This window comes from Stenotrophomonas sp. FW305-3-2-15-E-LB1 (assembly GCF_058787375.1).
Genome location: NZ_JBYSZR010000013.1, coordinates 1 through 16,049 on the forward strand (window position 1 = coordinate 1; position 16,049 = coordinate 16,049).

20 protein-coding genes and 1 other RNA gene are annotated in these 16,049 nt (G+C 67.9%); 13 read left to right on the forward strand and 8 right to left on the reverse strand.

What is annotated here, in order from left to right:
* Positions 1-319: 319 nt before the first annotated feature.
* Entirely contained in the window at positions 320-1,642 is a 1,323-nt protein-coding gene (locus AC3WL7_RS11245; protein ID WP_492750360.1) for an aminopeptidase P N-terminal domain-containing protein, read from the reverse strand.
* A 5-nt stretch (positions 1,643-1,647) separates the two neighbouring features.
* Entirely contained in the window at positions 1,648-2,196 is a 549-nt protein-coding gene (locus AC3WL7_RS11250; RefSeq protein ID WP_079223078.1) for a UPF0149 family protein, read from the reverse strand.
* 151 nt (positions 2,197-2,347) lie between these two features.
* Here AC3WL7_RS11250 and AC3WL7_RS11255 point away from each other — a divergent pair, with 151 nt between their 5' ends.
* The 8 genes from AC3WL7_RS11255 (at position 2,348) to AC3WL7_RS11290 (ending at position 6,438) form a co-directional block, all read left to right on the forward strand.
* The gene (locus tag AC3WL7_RS11255; RefSeq protein WP_079223080.1) at positions 2,348-2,569 is read left to right on the forward strand and encodes a TIGR02449 family protein; all 222 of its coding nucleotides are present in this window, start codon (positions 2,348-2,350) and stop codon (positions 2,567-2,569) included.
* On the forward strand, positions 2,566-2,862 hold the full coding sequence (locus AC3WL7_RS11260; protein ID WP_108747297.1) for a cell division protein ZapA: 297 nt from the start codon (positions 2,566-2,568) through the stop codon (positions 2,860-2,862). Before AC3WL7_RS11255 ends, AC3WL7_RS11260 begins: the two co-directional genes overlap by 4 nt.
* Before the next feature lie 97 nt (positions 2,863-2,959).
* Positions 2,960-3,145: non-coding RNA, 6S RNA (gene ssrS, locus AC3WL7_RS11265), on the forward strand.
* 83 nt (positions 3,146-3,228) lie between these two features.
* Positions 3,229-3,822 (forward strand): 5-formyltetrahydrofolate cyclo-ligase, encoded by a 594-nt coding sequence (locus tag AC3WL7_RS11270; protein ID WP_108760434.1) that lies wholly within the window; start codon positions 3,229-3,231, stop codon positions 3,820-3,822.
* Complete coding sequence (locus AC3WL7_RS11275; RefSeq protein ID WP_079223085.1) at positions 3,819-4,298, forward strand: EVE domain-containing protein; 480 nt, start codon at positions 3,819-3,821, stop codon at positions 4,296-4,298. The genes AC3WL7_RS11270 and AC3WL7_RS11275 overlap by 4 nt, the downstream gene beginning before the upstream one ends.
* A gap of 22 nt (positions 4,299-4,320) precedes the next feature.
* Positions 4,321-4,968: a ribose-5-phosphate isomerase RpiA gene (gene rpiA / locus AC3WL7_RS11280; RefSeq protein WP_492750311.1), complete on the forward strand. Its 648-nt coding sequence runs from the start codon at positions 4,321-4,323 to the stop codon at positions 4,966-4,968.
* A 19-nt stretch (positions 4,969-4,987) separates the two neighbouring features.
* Positions 4,988-5,431, forward strand: coding sequence for a DUF192 domain-containing protein (locus tag AC3WL7_RS11285; protein ID WP_108747299.1), 444 nt, complete (start codon positions 4,988-4,990; stop codon positions 5,429-5,431).
* 161 nt (positions 5,432-5,592) lie between these two features.
* The gene (locus tag AC3WL7_RS11290; RefSeq protein ID WP_492750312.1) at positions 5,593-6,438 is read left to right on the forward strand and encodes a SirB1 family protein; all 846 of its coding nucleotides are present in this window, start codon (positions 5,593-5,595) and stop codon (positions 6,436-6,438) included.
* A 95-nt stretch (positions 6,439-6,533) separates the two neighbouring features.
* Here AC3WL7_RS11290 and AC3WL7_RS11295 read toward each other — a convergent pair whose 3' ends face one another.
* On the reverse strand, positions 6,534-6,758 hold the full coding sequence (locus AC3WL7_RS11295; RefSeq protein ID WP_079223092.1) for a rubredoxin: 225 nt from the start codon (positions 6,756-6,758) through the stop codon (positions 6,534-6,536).
* Positions 6,759-6,792: 34 nt separating this feature from the next.
* Here AC3WL7_RS11295 and thiE point away from each other — a divergent pair, with 34 nt between their 5' ends.
* A complete protein-coding gene (gene thiE / locus AC3WL7_RS11300; protein WP_492750313.1) occupies positions 6,793-7,419 on the forward strand; it encodes a thiamine phosphate synthase in 627 nt (208 codons plus the stop codon).
* A gap of 16 nt (positions 7,420-7,435) precedes the next feature.
* Positions 7,436-8,725 carry a glutamate-1-semialdehyde 2,1-aminomutase gene (gene hemL, locus AC3WL7_RS11305; protein ID WP_295519644.1) on the forward strand — a complete coding sequence of 430 codons (1,290 nt, stop codon included), beginning with the start codon at positions 7,436-7,438 and terminating at the stop codon, positions 8,723-8,725.
* A gap of 101 nt (positions 8,726-8,826) precedes the next feature.
* On the opposite strand, the gene azu is transcribed toward hemL, so the two are convergent.
* Positions 8,827-9,276 carry an azurin gene (azu, locus tag AC3WL7_RS11310; protein WP_079223097.1) on the reverse strand — a complete coding sequence of 150 codons (450 nt, stop codon included), beginning with the start codon at positions 9,274-9,276 and terminating at the stop codon, positions 8,827-8,829.
* A 122-nt stretch (positions 9,277-9,398) separates the two neighbouring features.
* On the opposite strand from azu, the gene AC3WL7_RS11315 reads away from it, so the two are divergent.
* The gene (locus tag AC3WL7_RS11315) at positions 9,399-10,001 is read left to right on the forward strand and encodes an HAD-IA family hydrolase (RefSeq protein WP_492750314.1); all 603 of its coding nucleotides are present in this window, start codon (positions 9,399-9,401) and stop codon (positions 9,999-10,001) included.
* An 87-nt stretch (positions 10,002-10,088) separates the two neighbouring features.
* Here AC3WL7_RS11315 and AC3WL7_RS11320 read toward each other — a convergent pair whose 3' ends face one another.
* Positions 10,089-11,315 carry an acetylornithine transaminase gene (locus AC3WL7_RS11320; RefSeq protein ID WP_079223099.1) on the reverse strand — a complete coding sequence of 409 codons (1,227 nt, stop codon included), beginning with the start codon at positions 11,313-11,315 and terminating at the stop codon, positions 10,089-10,091.
* A gap of 63 nt (positions 11,316-11,378) precedes the next feature.
* On the opposite strand from AC3WL7_RS11320, the gene AC3WL7_RS11325 reads away from it, so the two are divergent.
* On the forward strand, positions 11,379-12,251 hold the full coding sequence (locus AC3WL7_RS11325) for an ion transporter (protein WP_492750315.1): 873 nt from the start codon (positions 11,379-11,381) through the stop codon (positions 12,249-12,251).
* Between the two features lie 95 nt (positions 12,252-12,346).
* Here the strand turns inward: AC3WL7_RS11325 and AC3WL7_RS11330 are convergent, their stop codons facing one another.
* From AC3WL7_RS11330 to AC3WL7_RS11340, 3 genes are all read right to left on the reverse strand, one after another.
* Positions 12,347-13,297 (reverse strand): YiiG family protein, encoded by a 951-nt coding sequence (locus AC3WL7_RS11330; protein ID WP_492750316.1) that lies wholly within the window; start codon positions 13,295-13,297, stop codon positions 12,347-12,349.
* Positions 13,298-13,330: 33 nt separating this feature from the next.
* Positions 13,331-14,326 carry a YiiG family protein gene (locus tag AC3WL7_RS11335; RefSeq protein WP_283221333.1) on the reverse strand — a complete coding sequence of 332 codons (996 nt, stop codon included), beginning with the start codon at positions 14,324-14,326 and terminating at the stop codon, positions 13,331-13,333.
* Positions 14,327-14,424: 98 nt separating this feature from the next.
* Positions 14,425-15,267 carry an SDR family oxidoreductase gene (locus AC3WL7_RS11340; protein WP_079223103.1) on the reverse strand — a complete coding sequence of 281 codons (843 nt, stop codon included), beginning with the start codon at positions 15,265-15,267 and terminating at the stop codon, positions 14,425-14,427.
* 84 nt (positions 15,268-15,351) lie between these two features.
* Here AC3WL7_RS11340 and AC3WL7_RS11345 point away from each other — a divergent pair, with 84 nt between their 5' ends.
* Complete coding sequence (locus AC3WL7_RS11345; protein ID WP_492750317.1) at positions 15,352-16,032, forward strand: hypothetical protein; 681 nt, start codon at positions 15,352-15,354, stop codon at positions 16,030-16,032.
* The last annotated feature ends 17 nt before the right edge of the window (positions 16,033-16,049 follow it).

The window sequence follows — 16,049 nt, forward strand, 5'->3', positions numbered from 1 at the left end:
GGCACCCACCAACCGCCGCGCGTGCCAGTAGATCCACGCCATGCGTGGATGATTCACTCGATACCTGACCGATGTGCTGACCAACGGTCGGCACCCACCAACCGCGACCGGCCAACTGTCAGAGGCGGGGCGGTGTGGGTGGGCAGGACCGTTGGCGCCATGGATGGCGCCATCGAGCCCCCATGGATGGGTTTACGGCGTGTCCTGACCACCCACACCGCCCCGCCATCCCACGGATAGCCCGCTTTTGCTGTTGAGGTTGCCGGCCAGCGGCCGGCACTACCACAGGTGCAGGGCTGCAAGCCCTGCCAACAAACCCTCAACCCGCCATCACCGCTTCAATCTCGTCGGCACTACGCGCCAGCCCTTCGGTCAGCACGCGATGGCCGTCATCGGTAATCAGCACGTCGTCCTCGGTGCGGATGCCGATACCACGCCAGCGCGGCTCCACCGTCGTGTCGTCGGCGCCGACGTACAGCCCCGGCTCGATGGTGAACGCCATGCCCGGCTCCAGCAGGCGCGAATCACCGGCCAGGCGGTAGTCGCCCACGTCATGCACGTCCAGCCCGATCCAATGCCCGGTCTTGTGCCGGTAGAAGCGCTGGTACAGGCCCTCGGACAGGTTCTTCTCCAGCGTGCCCTTCAGCAGGCCCAGCCGCAGCAGGCCTTCGGTCAGGGTCTGCACCGCCGCCAGGTGGCCGGCCTCGTAGGCCACGCCCGGCTTGGCCTGGGCCAGCGCCGCCGCCTGTGCTTCACCCACCAGATCGTGCAGCGCGCGCTGCTCGGCACTGAAACGACCGTTTACCGGGAACGTCCGGGTGATGTCGCTGGCATAGCCGCGGTACTCGGCACCGGCATCGATCAGCACCAGCTCGCCATCGCGCGACCGTGCGTTGTTGTCGCGGTAATGCAGGATGCAGCCGTTGCGGCCGGCGCCCACGATGCTGCAGTAGGCGGGCACGGCGTCGTTGGCGCGGAACACGCGCTCCAGTTCGGCCTGCAGTTCGTACTCGTGGATGCCCGCCTTCGCCGCGCGCATTGCTGCCAGGTGCGCACGCACGCTGATCTGCGCCGCGTGGTGCATCAGCGCCACCTCCGCACCGGATTTGAACAGGCGCTGTTCGTGCAGCAGGTGCCCCAGTTCCAGGAACTCATGCGGCGGTTGCGCGCCGTGGCGCACCTGCGAACGCACGCGGTTGACCCAGCCGATCAGCTTCAGGTCGAAATCCGCATCGCGGCCGAAGTGGTAATAGACACGCGACCGCCCTTCCAGCAGGCCCGGCAGGATGTCGTCCAGATCGTCGATCGGATAGGCATCGTCCATGCCGTACTGCGCCACCGCGCCTTCCTGGCCGGCGCGACCGCCATCCCAGGCCTCGCGTTCGGCATCGCGCTCGCGGCAGAACAGGATCACCTCGCCGTGGCGACGGCCGGGAATCAGCACCAGCACCGCTTCCGGCTCGGGGAAACCGCTGAGGTACTGGAAATCCGAATCCTGGCGGTACGGGTAATGCGTATCCAGGCTGCGCACCTTCTCCGATGCGGCCGGCAGCACCAGGATCGCGTCATCGCCGGCCATGTCCATCAACTGGCGGCGGCGACGCTTGTACTCGCCGGCCGCGATGCCGGTGCGCTGCTTGATGTCCATCAGTTCAGGCGCTGGCGGTGGCGCGCGGCCAGCACCACGTCACCGTGCAGCAGCAGCACCGCCACGCGGATGAACTCCTCGATCTCGGACAGGGCTTCGTCGTCGTCCTCGCCACCGGCCTCGAAATCCTCGCTGGAGGCACGGGCCAGGCTGGCCATGTCGGTCAGCGCCTCCTCGCCCTCTTCGGACAGGGTCGGGCGGCGGCCGCCGCTGCCCAGGCCGAAGCCACCGAGGAAGCTGCGGGTCCAGGCAAACATCGCGTCGGCCTGCGCGGCCACGTCGTCGTTGTCGGTCAGCAGCAGTTCGAAGGCGAAGTCGCGGTCTTCCAGCTGCTTGATGGTGGCTTCCAGCAGCTGCGCCAGCGCACTGCCGTCAGCCACCGGGGCCAGGTTGTCGTCGGCCAGCACGCGTGCCGGCCAGTCATTGCCGGGGGCGCCGCCGGCCGCCAGCCAGCCGCACAGGCCGCCATGCAGCTCGGCAGCGGTGGCGCCCAGGCCCAGTTCCTGGCTGGCGCGGGAAACGTCGTCGACGGAGGGAAGTTCGGTCATCGTGCGGCTCGTTCGTAAGGGAAACCCGGGGCGCGCACGCGCGCGCCCGTGAGCCCGCTAGTGTAGCAACCCAACCGGCTCCTCCTCGTGGCGGTCCGGCCCTGCTGCGGCAACGCTTGACCGCCCTTGCCCGGCTTGCCTATCGTGCGGCATGGAACCCGCCGATCCCCTTGCCCAGTTGCAGGCCTTCGCCGCCCGTGTGGAAGCGTTGCTCGAACGCAACCAGCGCCTGGCCGAGGAGAACCGCAGCCTGCGCCACCAGCAGGAACAGCTGGTGGCCGAGCGCTCGACGCTGCTGGCCAAGAACGAGCAGGCACGCTCGCGGGTGGAAGCGATGATCAGCCGGCTCAAATCCCTGGAGCAGCACACATGAGCGCCGAACCGGTCAGTGTCCGCATCCTCGATCGTGAATACACGGTGGGCGTGGGTGGCGATGAACGCGACAGTCTGATGGCCGCCGCGCGCCTGCTCGATGCGCGCATGCGCGAGATCCGCGGCAGCAACCGCATGGCCGCGGTCGACCGGGTGGCGGTGCTGGCCGCACTCAACCTGGCCCACGAGCTGCAGCAGCTGCGGGATGAGAATGCCCGCCAGGCCGTGGCCCTGCAGCAGACCCTGGCCGATCTGAACCGGCGCCTGGACCGGGCGATCGACAGCAGCACGTGAGAAGGGTGTGCGTCGCGCCTTTTCATAACTGAATTGGCACGTACTGTTGCCGACGAACGGCCTATCCAGATCGCGCGTGCTGGCTATAATGGCCACGCGTTCTCTGCGGTACTCGACGGCATGTGCAAACATTCGCCTTGTCCCTTAAGAACGACACCGGGAGCGCGACAGCGCCGGGAGTGCAGGTCCGCCTTGTAGCGGGAAGCCCGATGGTTCTCCAGCGTTCCCACTTGAGCCCCCGGGTTCAAGGTCGTTTCGCATGCATCGACATTGCGGAGAATGCAATATTCCAGCAAGGGCGGCGTCTTCGGGCGTCGCCCTTGTTCTTTACGGCACAATGGCGGCTGTTTCCCGCCGCACGCTGCCATGACCGACCCGCGCCAGGCCCTGCGCCACGACCTGCGGCAACGCCGCCGCGATCTTTCCGCGCCCGCGCGCATCGCCGCCGCCGAATCGCTGGCCGATGCCCTGCTTGCCCTGCCCTTCGCCCCGCGCACCGGCCCGGTGGCCGGCTACTGGGCGCTGGATGGCGAGATCGCCCTGCACCGCTGGCAACTGCAGTTGCCCGAAGGCCTCACCTACTGCCTGCCGGTGCTGGCCGGCGAGGTGCTGCGCTTCGCACCGTGGCGCCCCGGCCAACCGCTGACCAGCAACCGCTACGGCATTCCCGAGCCCGACGTGGCGCTGGCAGACACCCTGGAACCGGCGCAGATGGCGCTGGTGGTGACCCCGCTGGTGGGCTTCGACCACCAGTGCCGGCGGCTGGGCATGGGGGGCGGCTGGTATGATCGCAGCTTCGCCTTCCGCCACGACCGGCCGGCGCCGCCCTGGCTGGTCGGTGCTGCATTCGCGGTGCAGCAGGTCGAGTCCTTGCCGGTGGCGTCGTGGGACGTGCCGGTGGATGCGATCTGCACCGAAGACGGCACCCTGTTCCCCTCCGCTGCCCCCGTGAACGCATGACCGCCCGCAAGCGCTATTGGCTGATGAAGTCCGAACCGGACGCTTTTTCCATCGATGACCTGGCCAAGGTGAAGGTCGAGCCCTGGAACGGGGTGCGCAACTACCAGGCGCGCAACTTCATGCGCGATGGCATGCAGGTCGGCGACGGCATCCTGTTCTACCACTCCAATACCAAGGTGCCGGGCATCGTCGGCCTGGCCACGGTGGCCAGCGCGGCCTACCCGGACGACACCCAGTTCGACCCGGCATCCGATTACCACGACCCCAAGAGCACGCGCGAGAATCCGCGCTGGATGCTGGTGGACGTGGGCTTCGAGCGCAAGCTGAAGCAGGTGATCGCGCTGGACGAGATCAAGCTGCACGCCGACGAACTCGGCGAGGGCTTCCCGCTGGTTGCCAAGGGCAACCGCCTGTCGGTGTTCCCGGTAACGGCCGCGCAGTGGAAGCTGCTGCTGTCGCTCGAAAAAAAATCCTGATTCCCTGCCTGAGAGTCCTCCCATGTCCGAAGCCAAGCGCCTGGCCGCCGAGAAAGCCATCGAATACGTCCAGGACGGCATGATCGTCGGTGTCGGCACCGGTTCCACCGTTGCCTATTTCATCGATGCCCTGGCCCGCATCCAGCACCGCATCAAGGGCGCGGTGTCCAGTTCCGAGCAGAGCACCGCGCGCCTGAAGCAGCACGGCATCGAGGTGATCGAGCTGAACCATGCCGGCACCCTGTCGCTGTACGTGGACGGCGCCGATGAGTGCGACGCCAACAAGTGCCTGATCAAGGGCGGCGGTGCCGCGCTGACCCGCGAGAAGATCATCGCCGAGGCCAGCGAGCGCTTCGTCTGCATCGTCGACCCGAGCAAGCAGGTGCCTGTGCTGGGCAGGTTCCCGCTGCCGGTGGAAGTGATCCCGATGGCACGCAGCCTGGTGGCCCGCCAGATCCGCGACATGACCGGCGGCCAGCCGACCTGGCGCGAGGGCGTGGTGACCGACAACGGCAACCAGATCCTGGACATCCACAACCTGGAGATCACCGACCCGGAAAAGCTGGAGCGCGAGCTCAACCAGCTGCCGGGCGTGGTCTGCGTCGGCCTGTTCGCCCGCCGTCGCGCCGATGTGATGATCGTCGGCGGCGAACCGCCGGTCGTGCTCTGATTTACGGAAGGATGCTGACATGTCGCTGCGCTCGCTGCTGATCCTCCCCCTGCTGGCCCTGACCGGCTGTGCCACCGATGCCGCCCGCCACTGGGTGGAACTGGATGGCGCCCGCTACCAGGTGGAGCTGGCCACCAATGACGAAACCCGCGCCCGCGGGCTGATGTTCCGCGACCAGATGCAGGCCGACCACGGCATGCTGTTCATCCACGACCGCGAGGAGATGCAGGCGTACTGGATGAAGAACACCAAGATCGCGCTGGACATCCTGTACTTCGACAGCGAGCGCAAGCTGGTCAGCCAGCAGCGCGACGTGCCGCCGTGCTCGGCCGGCGACATGTGCCCGCCCTACCCCAGCGGCGGCCCGGCGCGGTACGTGCTGGAGCTCAACGCCGGGCAAGCCGAGAAGTTGAAGCTGAAGGACGGCACCCCGCTGACGTTCGGCCCGGGCATCGAAAAGTAAACGATGCGACCGGCCAGCGGCCGGCAACCGCGGTAGTGCCGGCCGCTGGCCGGCAACCCTGCAGGGGTAGGATCCCTTTCGCACGCGAAGGAGATCCTACCCCTGGATTTTTTCACGCCACACCGCTTGAAACCGCCTGCAATTGCCTCCAGTCTGTGGCCATGCAGGACCGGATCACACTCCCCGACTGGGATGCACTGGCCGACGTCGATGACGAGGCGCTGCCACTGTTGCCGACCGCGTTGCTGATCGCGCGCGATGAATACCCCGACCTGCAGCCCGGCGTGTACGACGCGCTGGTGCAGAGCCATGTCGACCACCTGCGTGCGGAAGTGGACACCATCGAGCGCTGGCCGCTGAAGATGGCCGCGGTCAACCGCCACCTGTTCGACGAACTGGGCTACAGCGGCGACCACCAGGAGTACTACGACCCGCGCAACAGCTACCTCAACCAGGTGTTTGAGCGACGGCTGGGCAATCCCATTTCGCTGGCTCTGGTACAGATGGAAGTCGCCCGGCGGCTGGGCATTCCGCTGGATGGCGTGTCCTTCCCCGGCCACTTCCTGGTGCGCCTGCCGGTGGACGACGGCGTGCTGGTGATGGACCCGTTCAACGGCGGCCGCCCGCTGGACGTGGACGAGCTGCGCGAGCGGGCCAAGTCACACCTCGGCGGGCAGGCCCCGGACGACCAGGTGCTGGCGCAGATCCTCGACCCGGCGCCGACACGCGCGATCCTCATCCGTATGCTGCGCAACCTGCATGGCGTGTATGCCGAAGCCAGCGAGTGGGACCGCGCCGCGCGCAGTGCCGACCGCCTGCTGAAGCTGGCCCCGGAACAGGACGACGCCCTGCGCGACCGTGGCCTGGCGTACCTGCAGCTGGATTACCTGGCCGGCGCCCGCCACGACCTTGCCCAGTACCTGCGCCGCAACCCCGAGGCCAGCGATGCGCAGTGGCTGCGCGAGAAGCTGATCGACCTGGGTGGGCCGATGCCGCGGCTGCATTGATTTGCCGCTGTGCGGACCAACGGTCCGCACCCACCCCAACGGTCCGCACCCACCCCAACGGTCCGCACCCACAGCAAGGGCCCGGCGGCCCTCGATCAATCGATCTCGACCATCTCGAAGTCGTCCTTGGTCACCCCGCAGTCCGGGCAGGTCCACGTCTCGGGAATGTCCTCCCAGCGCGTGCCCGGGGCGATGCCTTCTTCCGGCAGACCGTCCGCTTCGCGGTAGATGAAGCCGCAGACCACGCACATCCAGGTACGCAAGGTGGTGGGGGTGGCGTCGGTCATCGGATAATCAGGGCTGGATTCACGGGCTGCCATTGTCCCATCGCGGCCCACTCACCGGTAGCCATCAATGACTTCTGCTTCCCCGGCGCCCCGCGGCGTCTACCTGATCACCCCGGATGAACCCGATACCGCACGCCTGCTGGCGCGCACGGCGCCGCTGCTGGCCGCCGGTGCCACCTGGCTGCAGTACCGCAACAAGACCGCCAGCGATGCGCTGCGGCGGGAGCAGGCCACCGCCCTGCAGGCGCTGTGCGCCGCCCACGGCGTGCCGCTCATCATCAACGACGACCCGGCGCTGGCCCAGGCCGTGGGCGCGGCCGGCGTGCACCTGGGCGGCACTGACGGCGATATCCCCAGCGCGCGCGCCCTGCTCGGCCCGGCCGCCATCATCGGCGCGTCCTGCTACGACCAGCTGGCCAATGCCGAAAAGGCCGTGGCCGCTGGTGCCAGCTACGTGGCTTTCGGCGCCTTCTTCCCCACCACCACCAAGGTCACCAGCAGCCGCGCCCACGCCGACCTGCTGCGGCAAAGCGCCGCACTGGGTGTGCCGCGGGTGGCGATCGGGGGCCTGACGCCGGACAATGTCGGTCCCATCATCGATGCCGGCGCCGACCTGGTGGCCGTGGTCAGCGGCATCTACGCCGCACAGGACCCGGTCGCGACCCAGCGCGCCTTCCTCGCCCAGTTCGCGTAACGCCCAGGAAAGCCCCATGAACCACGACCAGTCCCACGCCCTGTTCTCCCGCGCCCAGCAGCTGCTGCCGGGTGGCGTCAATTCGCCGGTGCGCGCGTTCAAGTCCGTCGGCGGCGAACCGTTCTTCGTCGAGCGCGCCGATGGCGCCTACCTGCATGACGTCGACGGCAACCGCTACATCGACTACGTCGGTTCCTGGGGCCCGATGATCGTCGGCCACAACCACCCGGCCGTGCGCCAGGCGGTGAAGAAGGCCATCGACAACGGCCTGTCCTTCGGCGCGCCCTGTGCGGCCGAAGTGACCATGGCCGAGACCATCACCCGCCTGGTGCCGTCCTGCGAAATGGTGCGCATGGTCAACTCCGGCACCGAGGCCACGCTGTCGGCCATCCGCCTGGCCCGTGGCGCCACCGGCCGCAACCGCATCGTCAAGTTCGAAGGCTGCTACCACGGCCACGGCGACTCATTCCTGGTCAAGGCCGGCAGCGGCATGCTGACCCTGGGCGTGCCGACCTCGCCGGGCGTACCGGCCGGCCTGAGCGAACTGACCCTGACCCTGCCCTACAACGACTTCGATGCCGCTACCGCGCTGTTCGAACAGCAGGGCAGCGACATCGCCGGCCTCATCATCGAACCGGTGGTGGGCAACGCCAACTGCATCCCGCCGCGCGAGGGCTACCTGCAGCACCTGCGCGACCTGTGCACCCAGCATGGTGCGCTGCTGATCTTCGACGAAGTGATGACCGGTTTCCGCGTCGCCCTCGGCGGTGCGCAGGCGCATTACGGCGTGACCCCGGACCTGAGCACCTTCGGCAAGATCATCGGCGGCGGCATGCCGGTGGGCGCCTACGGTGGCCGCCGCGAGCTGATGCAGCAGATCGCCCCGGCCGGCCCGATCTACCAGGCCGGCACGCTGAGCGGCAATCCGGTGGCGATGGCTGCGGGCCTGGCGATGCTGGAGCTGGTGTCGCAGCCGGGCTTCCACGCTGACCTGGCCGAGCGCACCGCGCGCCTGTGCGCAGGCCTGGAAGCGGCCGCCGCCGAAGCGGGCGTGGCCGTGACCACCACCTGCGTGGGCGCGATGTTCGGGCTGTTCTTCACCAATGAAAAGGTGGAGACCTATGCGCAGGCCACCGCCTGTGACATCCCGGCGTTCAATCGCTTCTTCCACGCGATGCTGGAACAGGGCGTGTTCCTGGCACCGTCGGCCTACGAGGCCGGCTTCATGTCCAGCGCGCACGACGACGCGGTAATCGATGCCACCCTGGCCGCTGCCCGCGTGGCGTTCAAGGCTGCCAAGGGCTGAGCCCACGCCCGGTAGATGCCAACCTTGGTTGGCATTGCCGTGGCACGGCATCCACGCATGGCGTGGATCTACCGGTAGAGCCACGCCATGCGTGGCTGCAATCAACCGAAAACGAAGCTGCCCTTCATCATCGCGAAGTGGCCGGGGAACGAGCAGAAGAAGGTGTAATCGCCGCCCTTCTGCAGGCCCTTGGTGGAGAAACGCACGCGCGTGGTTTCGCCGCCGCCGATCACCTTGGTGTGCGCCAGCACGCGCTTGTCGGCCTTGGGCAGGTAGCTGTCGGCCAGGGTCATGCGCATGCCGGCCATCGCCACCGGCTGGTAGTCGGCGGTGCGGGTCAGCACCCAGTTGTGGCCCATCGCCGTGGCGGCCAGCTTGCCGGTGTGGCGCAGGGTCAGGTCCACTTCGCTGCAGTCGGCGGCCACCTTGATCTGGCGCGTGCTGAAGCTCATCTGGTCGGTGCTGTCGATGCTTACCGCGCACACGCGCGCCATCGCCGACGGCGCCAGCATCACCGCGCCCAGTCCCACTGCCACCATCCAAGCCTTCATCGTTGCGTCTCCTTCTGGTTCACCGGCCATTCTAGGCAGGGCCACCCGCCATCGTCTGCGACCGTCTGTCGCACGCACGCGGCAGGGTGTTCGGGCATCTGCGGCAATGGCATGCTCAGGCCATGCGGATCGACCTGTTGCTGCTGGATGTGGACGGCGTGCTGGTGCAGTACCAGCGCGCGCAGCGCGTGCTGCACCTGGCGCAGGCGCTGGATGTGCCGGCCGCGTCGGTACAGGCAGCACTGTATGAAAGCGGGCTGGAAACGGCGCATGACAGTGGCGCGCTCGATGCCACCGCCTATCTTGCACGCCTGGGCCAACAACTGGGGCGCACGGTGGATGCACGCACGTGGATTGCCGCGCGCCAGGCCGCCAGCCACCCGCAGGATGCGGTGCTGCAACGCCTGGAACACCTGCAGGTGCCACTGGCGGTGCTGACCAACAACGGTGCGCTGATGGTGCAGGCACTGCCCAGCCTGTTGCCGGCGCTGTTCCCCGCACTGCACGGCCGGGTGTTCTGCAGTGCCGACTTCGGCCTGCGCAAACCGCAGCCGGCGGTGTTCCAGCGCGTGCTCGAGGTGCTGCAGGTGGCGCCTGCGCGCACCCTGTTCGTCGATGATCTGTTCGCCAACGTGCGCGGCGCACGCGCTGCCGGCCTGCACGCGGAAACGGTGCGCGACGGGCGCGGGCTGGGCAAGGTACTGAAGCGCTACGCGATCCTGTAGAGCCGAGCCCATGCTCGGCTGCCGTTGCCTGACACCACGAGGAGCCGAGCATGGGCTCGGCTCTACAGCGGGTCCCCGGCGCCGGGATCAGCGCGCGGCGACGAACGCGGCGATTGCGGCGTGCAGGCGCTTGAGGCCTTCGGCCACTTCTTCGTCGGTGATGTTCAGCGACGGCACGAAGCGCAGCACGTCCGGGCCAGCCTGCAGGGTCAGCAGGCCCTGGTCGGCGGCATGGTCGAGGATGGCACCGGCCTGGCCGGCGAAGGCCGGGCTCAGCACCGCGCCCAGCATCAGGCCACGGCCCCGCACGCCACTGAACACGCCGAACTCTTCACTGATGCGGGCAAAGCCATCGCGCAGCGCCTTCGACTGGCGGCTGACGTTGGCGGCGATCTCCGGCGAGGCCAGCTTGCGCAGGGCCACGCGGGCCACGGCAGCGGCCAGCGGGTTGCCACCGAAGGTGGTGCCGTGGGCGCCGAACTGCATGGTTTCGGCCACCTTCGGGCCGGCCAGCATCGCGCCGATCGGGAAGCCACCGCCCAGTGCCTTGGCCAGGGTGACCATGTCCGGCACCACGTCGTCCTGCCAGTGCGCGAACAGGGTACCGGTGCGGCCCATGCCGGCCTGGATCTCGTCCAGCACCAGCAGGGCATCATGCTGGTCGCACAGCTCGCGCACGCGCTTGAGGAAGCCGGACTTGGCCGGCATCACGCCGCCCTCGCCCTGCACCGGCTCAAGCATGACCGCGGCCACGTCGCCGGCGGCCATCGCGGTTTCCAGCTGCACTTCATCGTTGAAGTCGATGTAGCGGAAACCACCGGGCAGCGGCTCGTAGCCTTCCTGGTACTTCGGCTGGGCGGTGGCGGTCACCGCGCCCATGGTGCGGCCGTGGAAGCTGCCGCGGAAGGTGATGATGACGCGCTTGTCGGCCGGGCGACCCTTGCTGGAGGCCCACTTGCGGACCATCTTGATCGCCACTTCGTTGGCTTCGGCGCCGGAATTGCACAGGAACACGCGCTCGGCGAAGCGGCTGGCCTGCACCAGTTCCTCGGCCAGGTGCAGCGGCGGCGCGCTGTAGAACACGTTGCTGGTGTGCCACAGCTTGCCGGCCTGCTCGACCAGCGCGGCCACCAGGTCCGGGTCGTTATGGCCCAGGCCGCACACGGCAATGCCGGCGGCCAGGTCGATGAACTCGCGGCCCTGGCTGTCCCACACGCGGGCGCCCTGGCCTCGCTCCAGCACCACCTGGCGGGGCTTGTACACCGGCAGGTAGTAGTGCGACAGGGAGATCAACGGATCGGTAGCGGCGGTCATGGCAGTGGAGTGGGTTCAGGAACCCCCATTCTCGCCCCCCAGCCCCTGCGGCACAATGTGCGGATGCGCCCGTTTTCCGCCCCCCAGCTGAACCCCGCCACCGCTTCCGGCTGGCGCCGGACCTGGTTCGACATCATCTACCGCCACGACACCCGGCCGTCCCGCAATTTCGACCTGATCCTGGTGGTGGCCATCATCGCCAGCATCCTGGTGGTGATGATCGACAGCGTGCAGCACCTGCACGTGGCGTGGTCGGACTGGCTGTACGTCATCGAATGGGGCTTCACCGCCCTGTTCACGATCGAGTACCTGCTGCGGCTGGCGGTGGTGAAGCGGCCGCTGCGCTACGCGGTCAGCATCTGGGGCATCATCGACCTGCTGTCGATCCTGCCGGCCTATCTGTCGCTGTTCATCCCCGGCGCGCAGAGCCTGCTGGTGGTGCGCGCACTGCGCATGCTGCGGGTGTTCCGCATCCTCAAGCTGACCCGCTACATCGAGGAAAGCGTCGTCCTGCTGCAGTCGCTGTGGCGCAGCCGGCGCAAGATCCTGCTGTTCCTGTTCACGGTCATCACCATCACGATCATCGCCGGCACCCTGATGTACATCATCGAGGGCCCGGCGCATGGGTTCAGCAACATCCCGGCCAGCATGTACTGGGCGGTGGTGACCATGGCCACGGTCGGCTTCGGCGACATCGTGCCGCAGACCGTGCTGGGCCGCTTCGTCACCTCGGTGCTGATCCTGATCGGCTACAGCATCATCGCCGTGCCCACCGGCATCTACACCGCCGAGCTGGCCAGCACCATGCGCGAGGCCGACATGGCGGCGCGCCGGGATGCGCGTGGCTGCCCGCACTGCGGGCTGGAAGGCCACGAACCCGACGCGCGCCATTGCCGCAGGTGCGGCAGTGCCCTGCCGGACACCTTCAACACGTAGATCCACGCCATCCTGAGCCAGTAGATCCACGCCATGCGTGGATAAGACCCGGCACAGTGCGGACCAACGGTCCGCACCCACCAGATCAGCACCCGTCAGCGCATGCGGTTGCTGGTGGTCACCAGGTCGTTGTACGCATCCAGGATGTCCGACTGCGCGCCTTCCGGGGCCGAGGTGAGCCAGCTGCCGGAGGCCTTGCGCTCGGCAGCCAGGCCTTCGGCGCTGATCGGCTTGCCCTGCTCGATGCGCTCGATGCCACGGCCGGCCTTGCGGATCAGCATCTCGGCCGAGCGCTGCACATGGCCCCACATCGGGTCATCCTTGCCGATGCCGGCGGCCTGCATCTCCTTCACCAGCGCCTCGTAATCCGCCAGGCGCGTACGCAGCGCGGCGACGTCCGGCTTCTCATCCTGGAAGGCCACCGCAAGCTGCTTGCCCTCGCCCACCAGGCGCAGGTGGTAATAGGCCATCGAGCGGCCTTCGCTCTTTTCGATCTGCTTCAGCTGCGCGGCACGGCGGTCTTCCTCGTTCTTTTCCAGCGCCACGTCCAGTGCGTCGCTGGCCTTGAAGAACGCCGCATAGGCCTGCATCAGCGGCGCATGCTGGCTGCGCATGCCTTCGCCACCATCGCGACGGAATTCCTCGCGGGTGAAGTAGCCATCGGCCTGCTCGATCTTCGCGTACAAGGCCTGGAATGCCTGCTGGTAGTCGCGCACCGACGCATCCATCGGCGTCGCCGGTGCCATCGCCAGGGCATCGGTCAGCGGCTGGCCGCAGTACTCCACCCGGTGCGAAAGCACCTTGCCCGGCGAGCGCGGCTGCGCTTCCTTGCCGGTCGGGCCGGCCCCGACATCCTTGATCCAGCCGGTGTAGGTCTCGAAGCCCTCGTGAATGGGCTGCTCCACACCGTTGTAGCACTCGATGTAGGCATTGACCTTGGCCAGGCTGGGATCAGCCAGCGACAGGCCGGTGGAGTTGTTGCAGCCGGCCAGGCCGGCCACGGCGCCGAGCAGCAGCACCGGCAGTACACGTACAGAAGCGTTCACATCAGTTCCTTGCAGAGAAAAAAGAGCACCGCCTTATTGGCGGTTGCTCTGGAATACCAGTGAGTTGTATTCCTGCATCAGCTTACCCGGCGAGCCGTGCGGTGCCATGGTGGTGTCCAGCATGCGCCGCTCGATATCGCTGTAAGGGGTCTTCTCCGCGACGCGCTTCAGGCGCTCCTTGCTCTCGCGGCGGAAATTCTCGGCGGTGCGCTCGAAGCTGTTCCAGTCCAGCTTGCCCGGCTCCTGCTCGGCCACCTTGGCGTGGGCCTCGTCGGAGATCGCGTTGAACGCATCCAGGCGCCGGCGCGCCTCGGTCACGTCGAAGTTGTCTTCGGCCATCAGGTCCATCAGCGCCTTGGCATCACGCATGATGGCCAACCGATAGAAGTTGCGGGTACGGCCTTCCTGCGCTTCCACCTTGGCCAGCTGGGAGTCCTGCAGGCGGTCGTTCGCGACATCCAGCGCATCGCTGAACACACCGCTGGCCTCGACGAAGGTGCCGAATGCAGACATCAACGGCGCGTGCAGCGCCTTGCCGCGCGCGAAGCCATCGTCTTCGTAGTCGTCGCGCTGGTAGTAGTCGGCCGCTTCGTGGGTGATCGGCTGCAGTGCATGCAGTGCATCCAGGTAGCCCTGCGCAGCCTTGTCCAGTTCCGGCAGCGACGGCTGCGCCGCGATGGCTTCGGGCAGTGCCTTGTCGCAGAGCTTGAGGTCACCGGCGGTCAGGTCCGGCGGACCGATCGGGCGTTCCTCGCGACCGGTCGGGCCGGCCTCGGGGTCCTTCATCCAGACCGTGTACGGGCCGATGCCCGCGTGGATCTTGCGGTCCACATCGTTGTAGCACTCGATGTAGCCGTTGAGCTTGCCCATCAGGGCCTGGTCGCTGTCGGCCCCGGTGTCGGCGGCCGCCGTGTCGCCCTTGCCGGCGTTGGCGGCGGCATCGGCCGGGGCTGCAGGCTTGCCACCACAGGCAGCCAGGGCGAGGGAGAGCGAAGCAGCCAGGGTGGCCGCGCGGAGCATCGGTCGCATAGGGGTACGTCCTTGTTGAAAACGGTTCCAGCCCCACATTCTACCCAACCTTGGCCGTGGCCATCCTTGACCACTGCCTCAGAAGCACTCGCCGCCGATCAATCCAGGAACAGGTCCGGCAGCAGCGGCCGCGAGGCGTCCACCGCGTAAGCGGACAGATCGGTCACACCGGCTTCGGCCAGCACTTCGTCGTCAATGAGGAAGCGGCCGTGGAAACCGGCGGCTTCGCGCACCAGCACCGCGTGTGCAGCGTCGGCCATGATCTGCGGCGTGCGGCAGCCTGCCGCATCCACGCCGGGGATCATGTTGATCGCATCGGTGGCGATGACGGTGCGCGGCCACAGCGCATTGACCGCCACGCCCTGCGGGCCGAATTCAGCGGCCAGGCCGAGGGTAACGAAGCTCATGCCCATCTTGGCCAGCGTGTAGCCGGTATGCGGGCCCCACCACTTTGGTTCCAGGCTGGGCGGCGGGGCCAGGGTCAGGATGTGCGGGTTGGGCGCCTGCAGCAGGTACGGCAGGCAGGCCTGCGCGCACAGGAAACTGCCGCGCGAATTGACCTGCTGCATCAGGTCGAACCGCTTCATCGGCGTATCGAGCGCGCCGCGCAGCCAGATCGCGCTGGCGTTGTTGATGAGGATGTCGATGCCACCGAAGGTATCGACCGTGGCAGCCACGGCAGCCTTCACCTGGTCCTCTTCGCGGATGTCGCACTTCAGCGCGAGGCCCTGGCCACCGGCTGCGGTCACTGCTTCGGCGGCGCTGTGGATGGTGCCGGGCAGCTTCGGGTTGGGCACCGACGACTTCGCGGCGATGGCCACGTTGGCGCCGTCGCGGGCCGCACGCAGTGCGATGGCCAGGCCGATGCCCCGCGAGGCACCGGTGATGAAAAGGGTTTTGCCCTGCAGACTGCCCACGTTCCACACTCCAGCGTATGCCATGAGCCGCTAGTATGCCGCGCCGACGCGGAGTTCACCGCGCGTTGACGATACTGGCGGCCCGGTCACACGCACGAGGTATACGCCATGCGCCGTTCCCGCCTGCTGCTGCCTGCCCTGGGCCTGGCCCTGCTCACCGCCTGCCAGGGCCGTTCGCCTGAACCCGGCACCGAACCCGCCACGGGCGATGCGCCTGCCGCCAACACGGCGGCCGATGGTTCACTGCGCTGGAGCGAGTCGGTGGTCTGGGATGGCGACCTCAACGCATGCCGCCAGGGCGAGAACAACGCCACGCGCGCGTGCCTGGCCGAGACGATGAAGTCCGCCGGTGCCAGCGCCGATGCCGTCGCCGCGGCCGAGCAGCTGTCCACCGGCGGCGAGCTGGCCTACGTGACGGCCTGGCATGAACACGATGGCCTGGGCGTGGCTACGGTGGAATATCCGTTCCGCGCCAACACCAACGAGGGCACGCGCCTGGTGGATGCCGGTGGCAAGCGCATCGATGTCGACGCGGTGCAGCTGGACGACACCCTGCGCGCCGACCCGGGCGTGCAGGCGGTGCTGGCCGCGCATCCGCAGGCCACCCCGTTCGCACCCGCACAGGCGGCCGGTACCGCGCCGCTCGATGGCGGCGGCATCCGACTGCTGTACCGCACGCCGCTGCGCGACTGCCATGCCTGCCCGGATGTCGGCCAGCTGCAGATCGGCTATGACTTCGATGGAAAGCGCAATTTCATCGGCCAGCAGGTGGTGCCGGCGGCGCCGTGATACCGGAACGCTGCGTG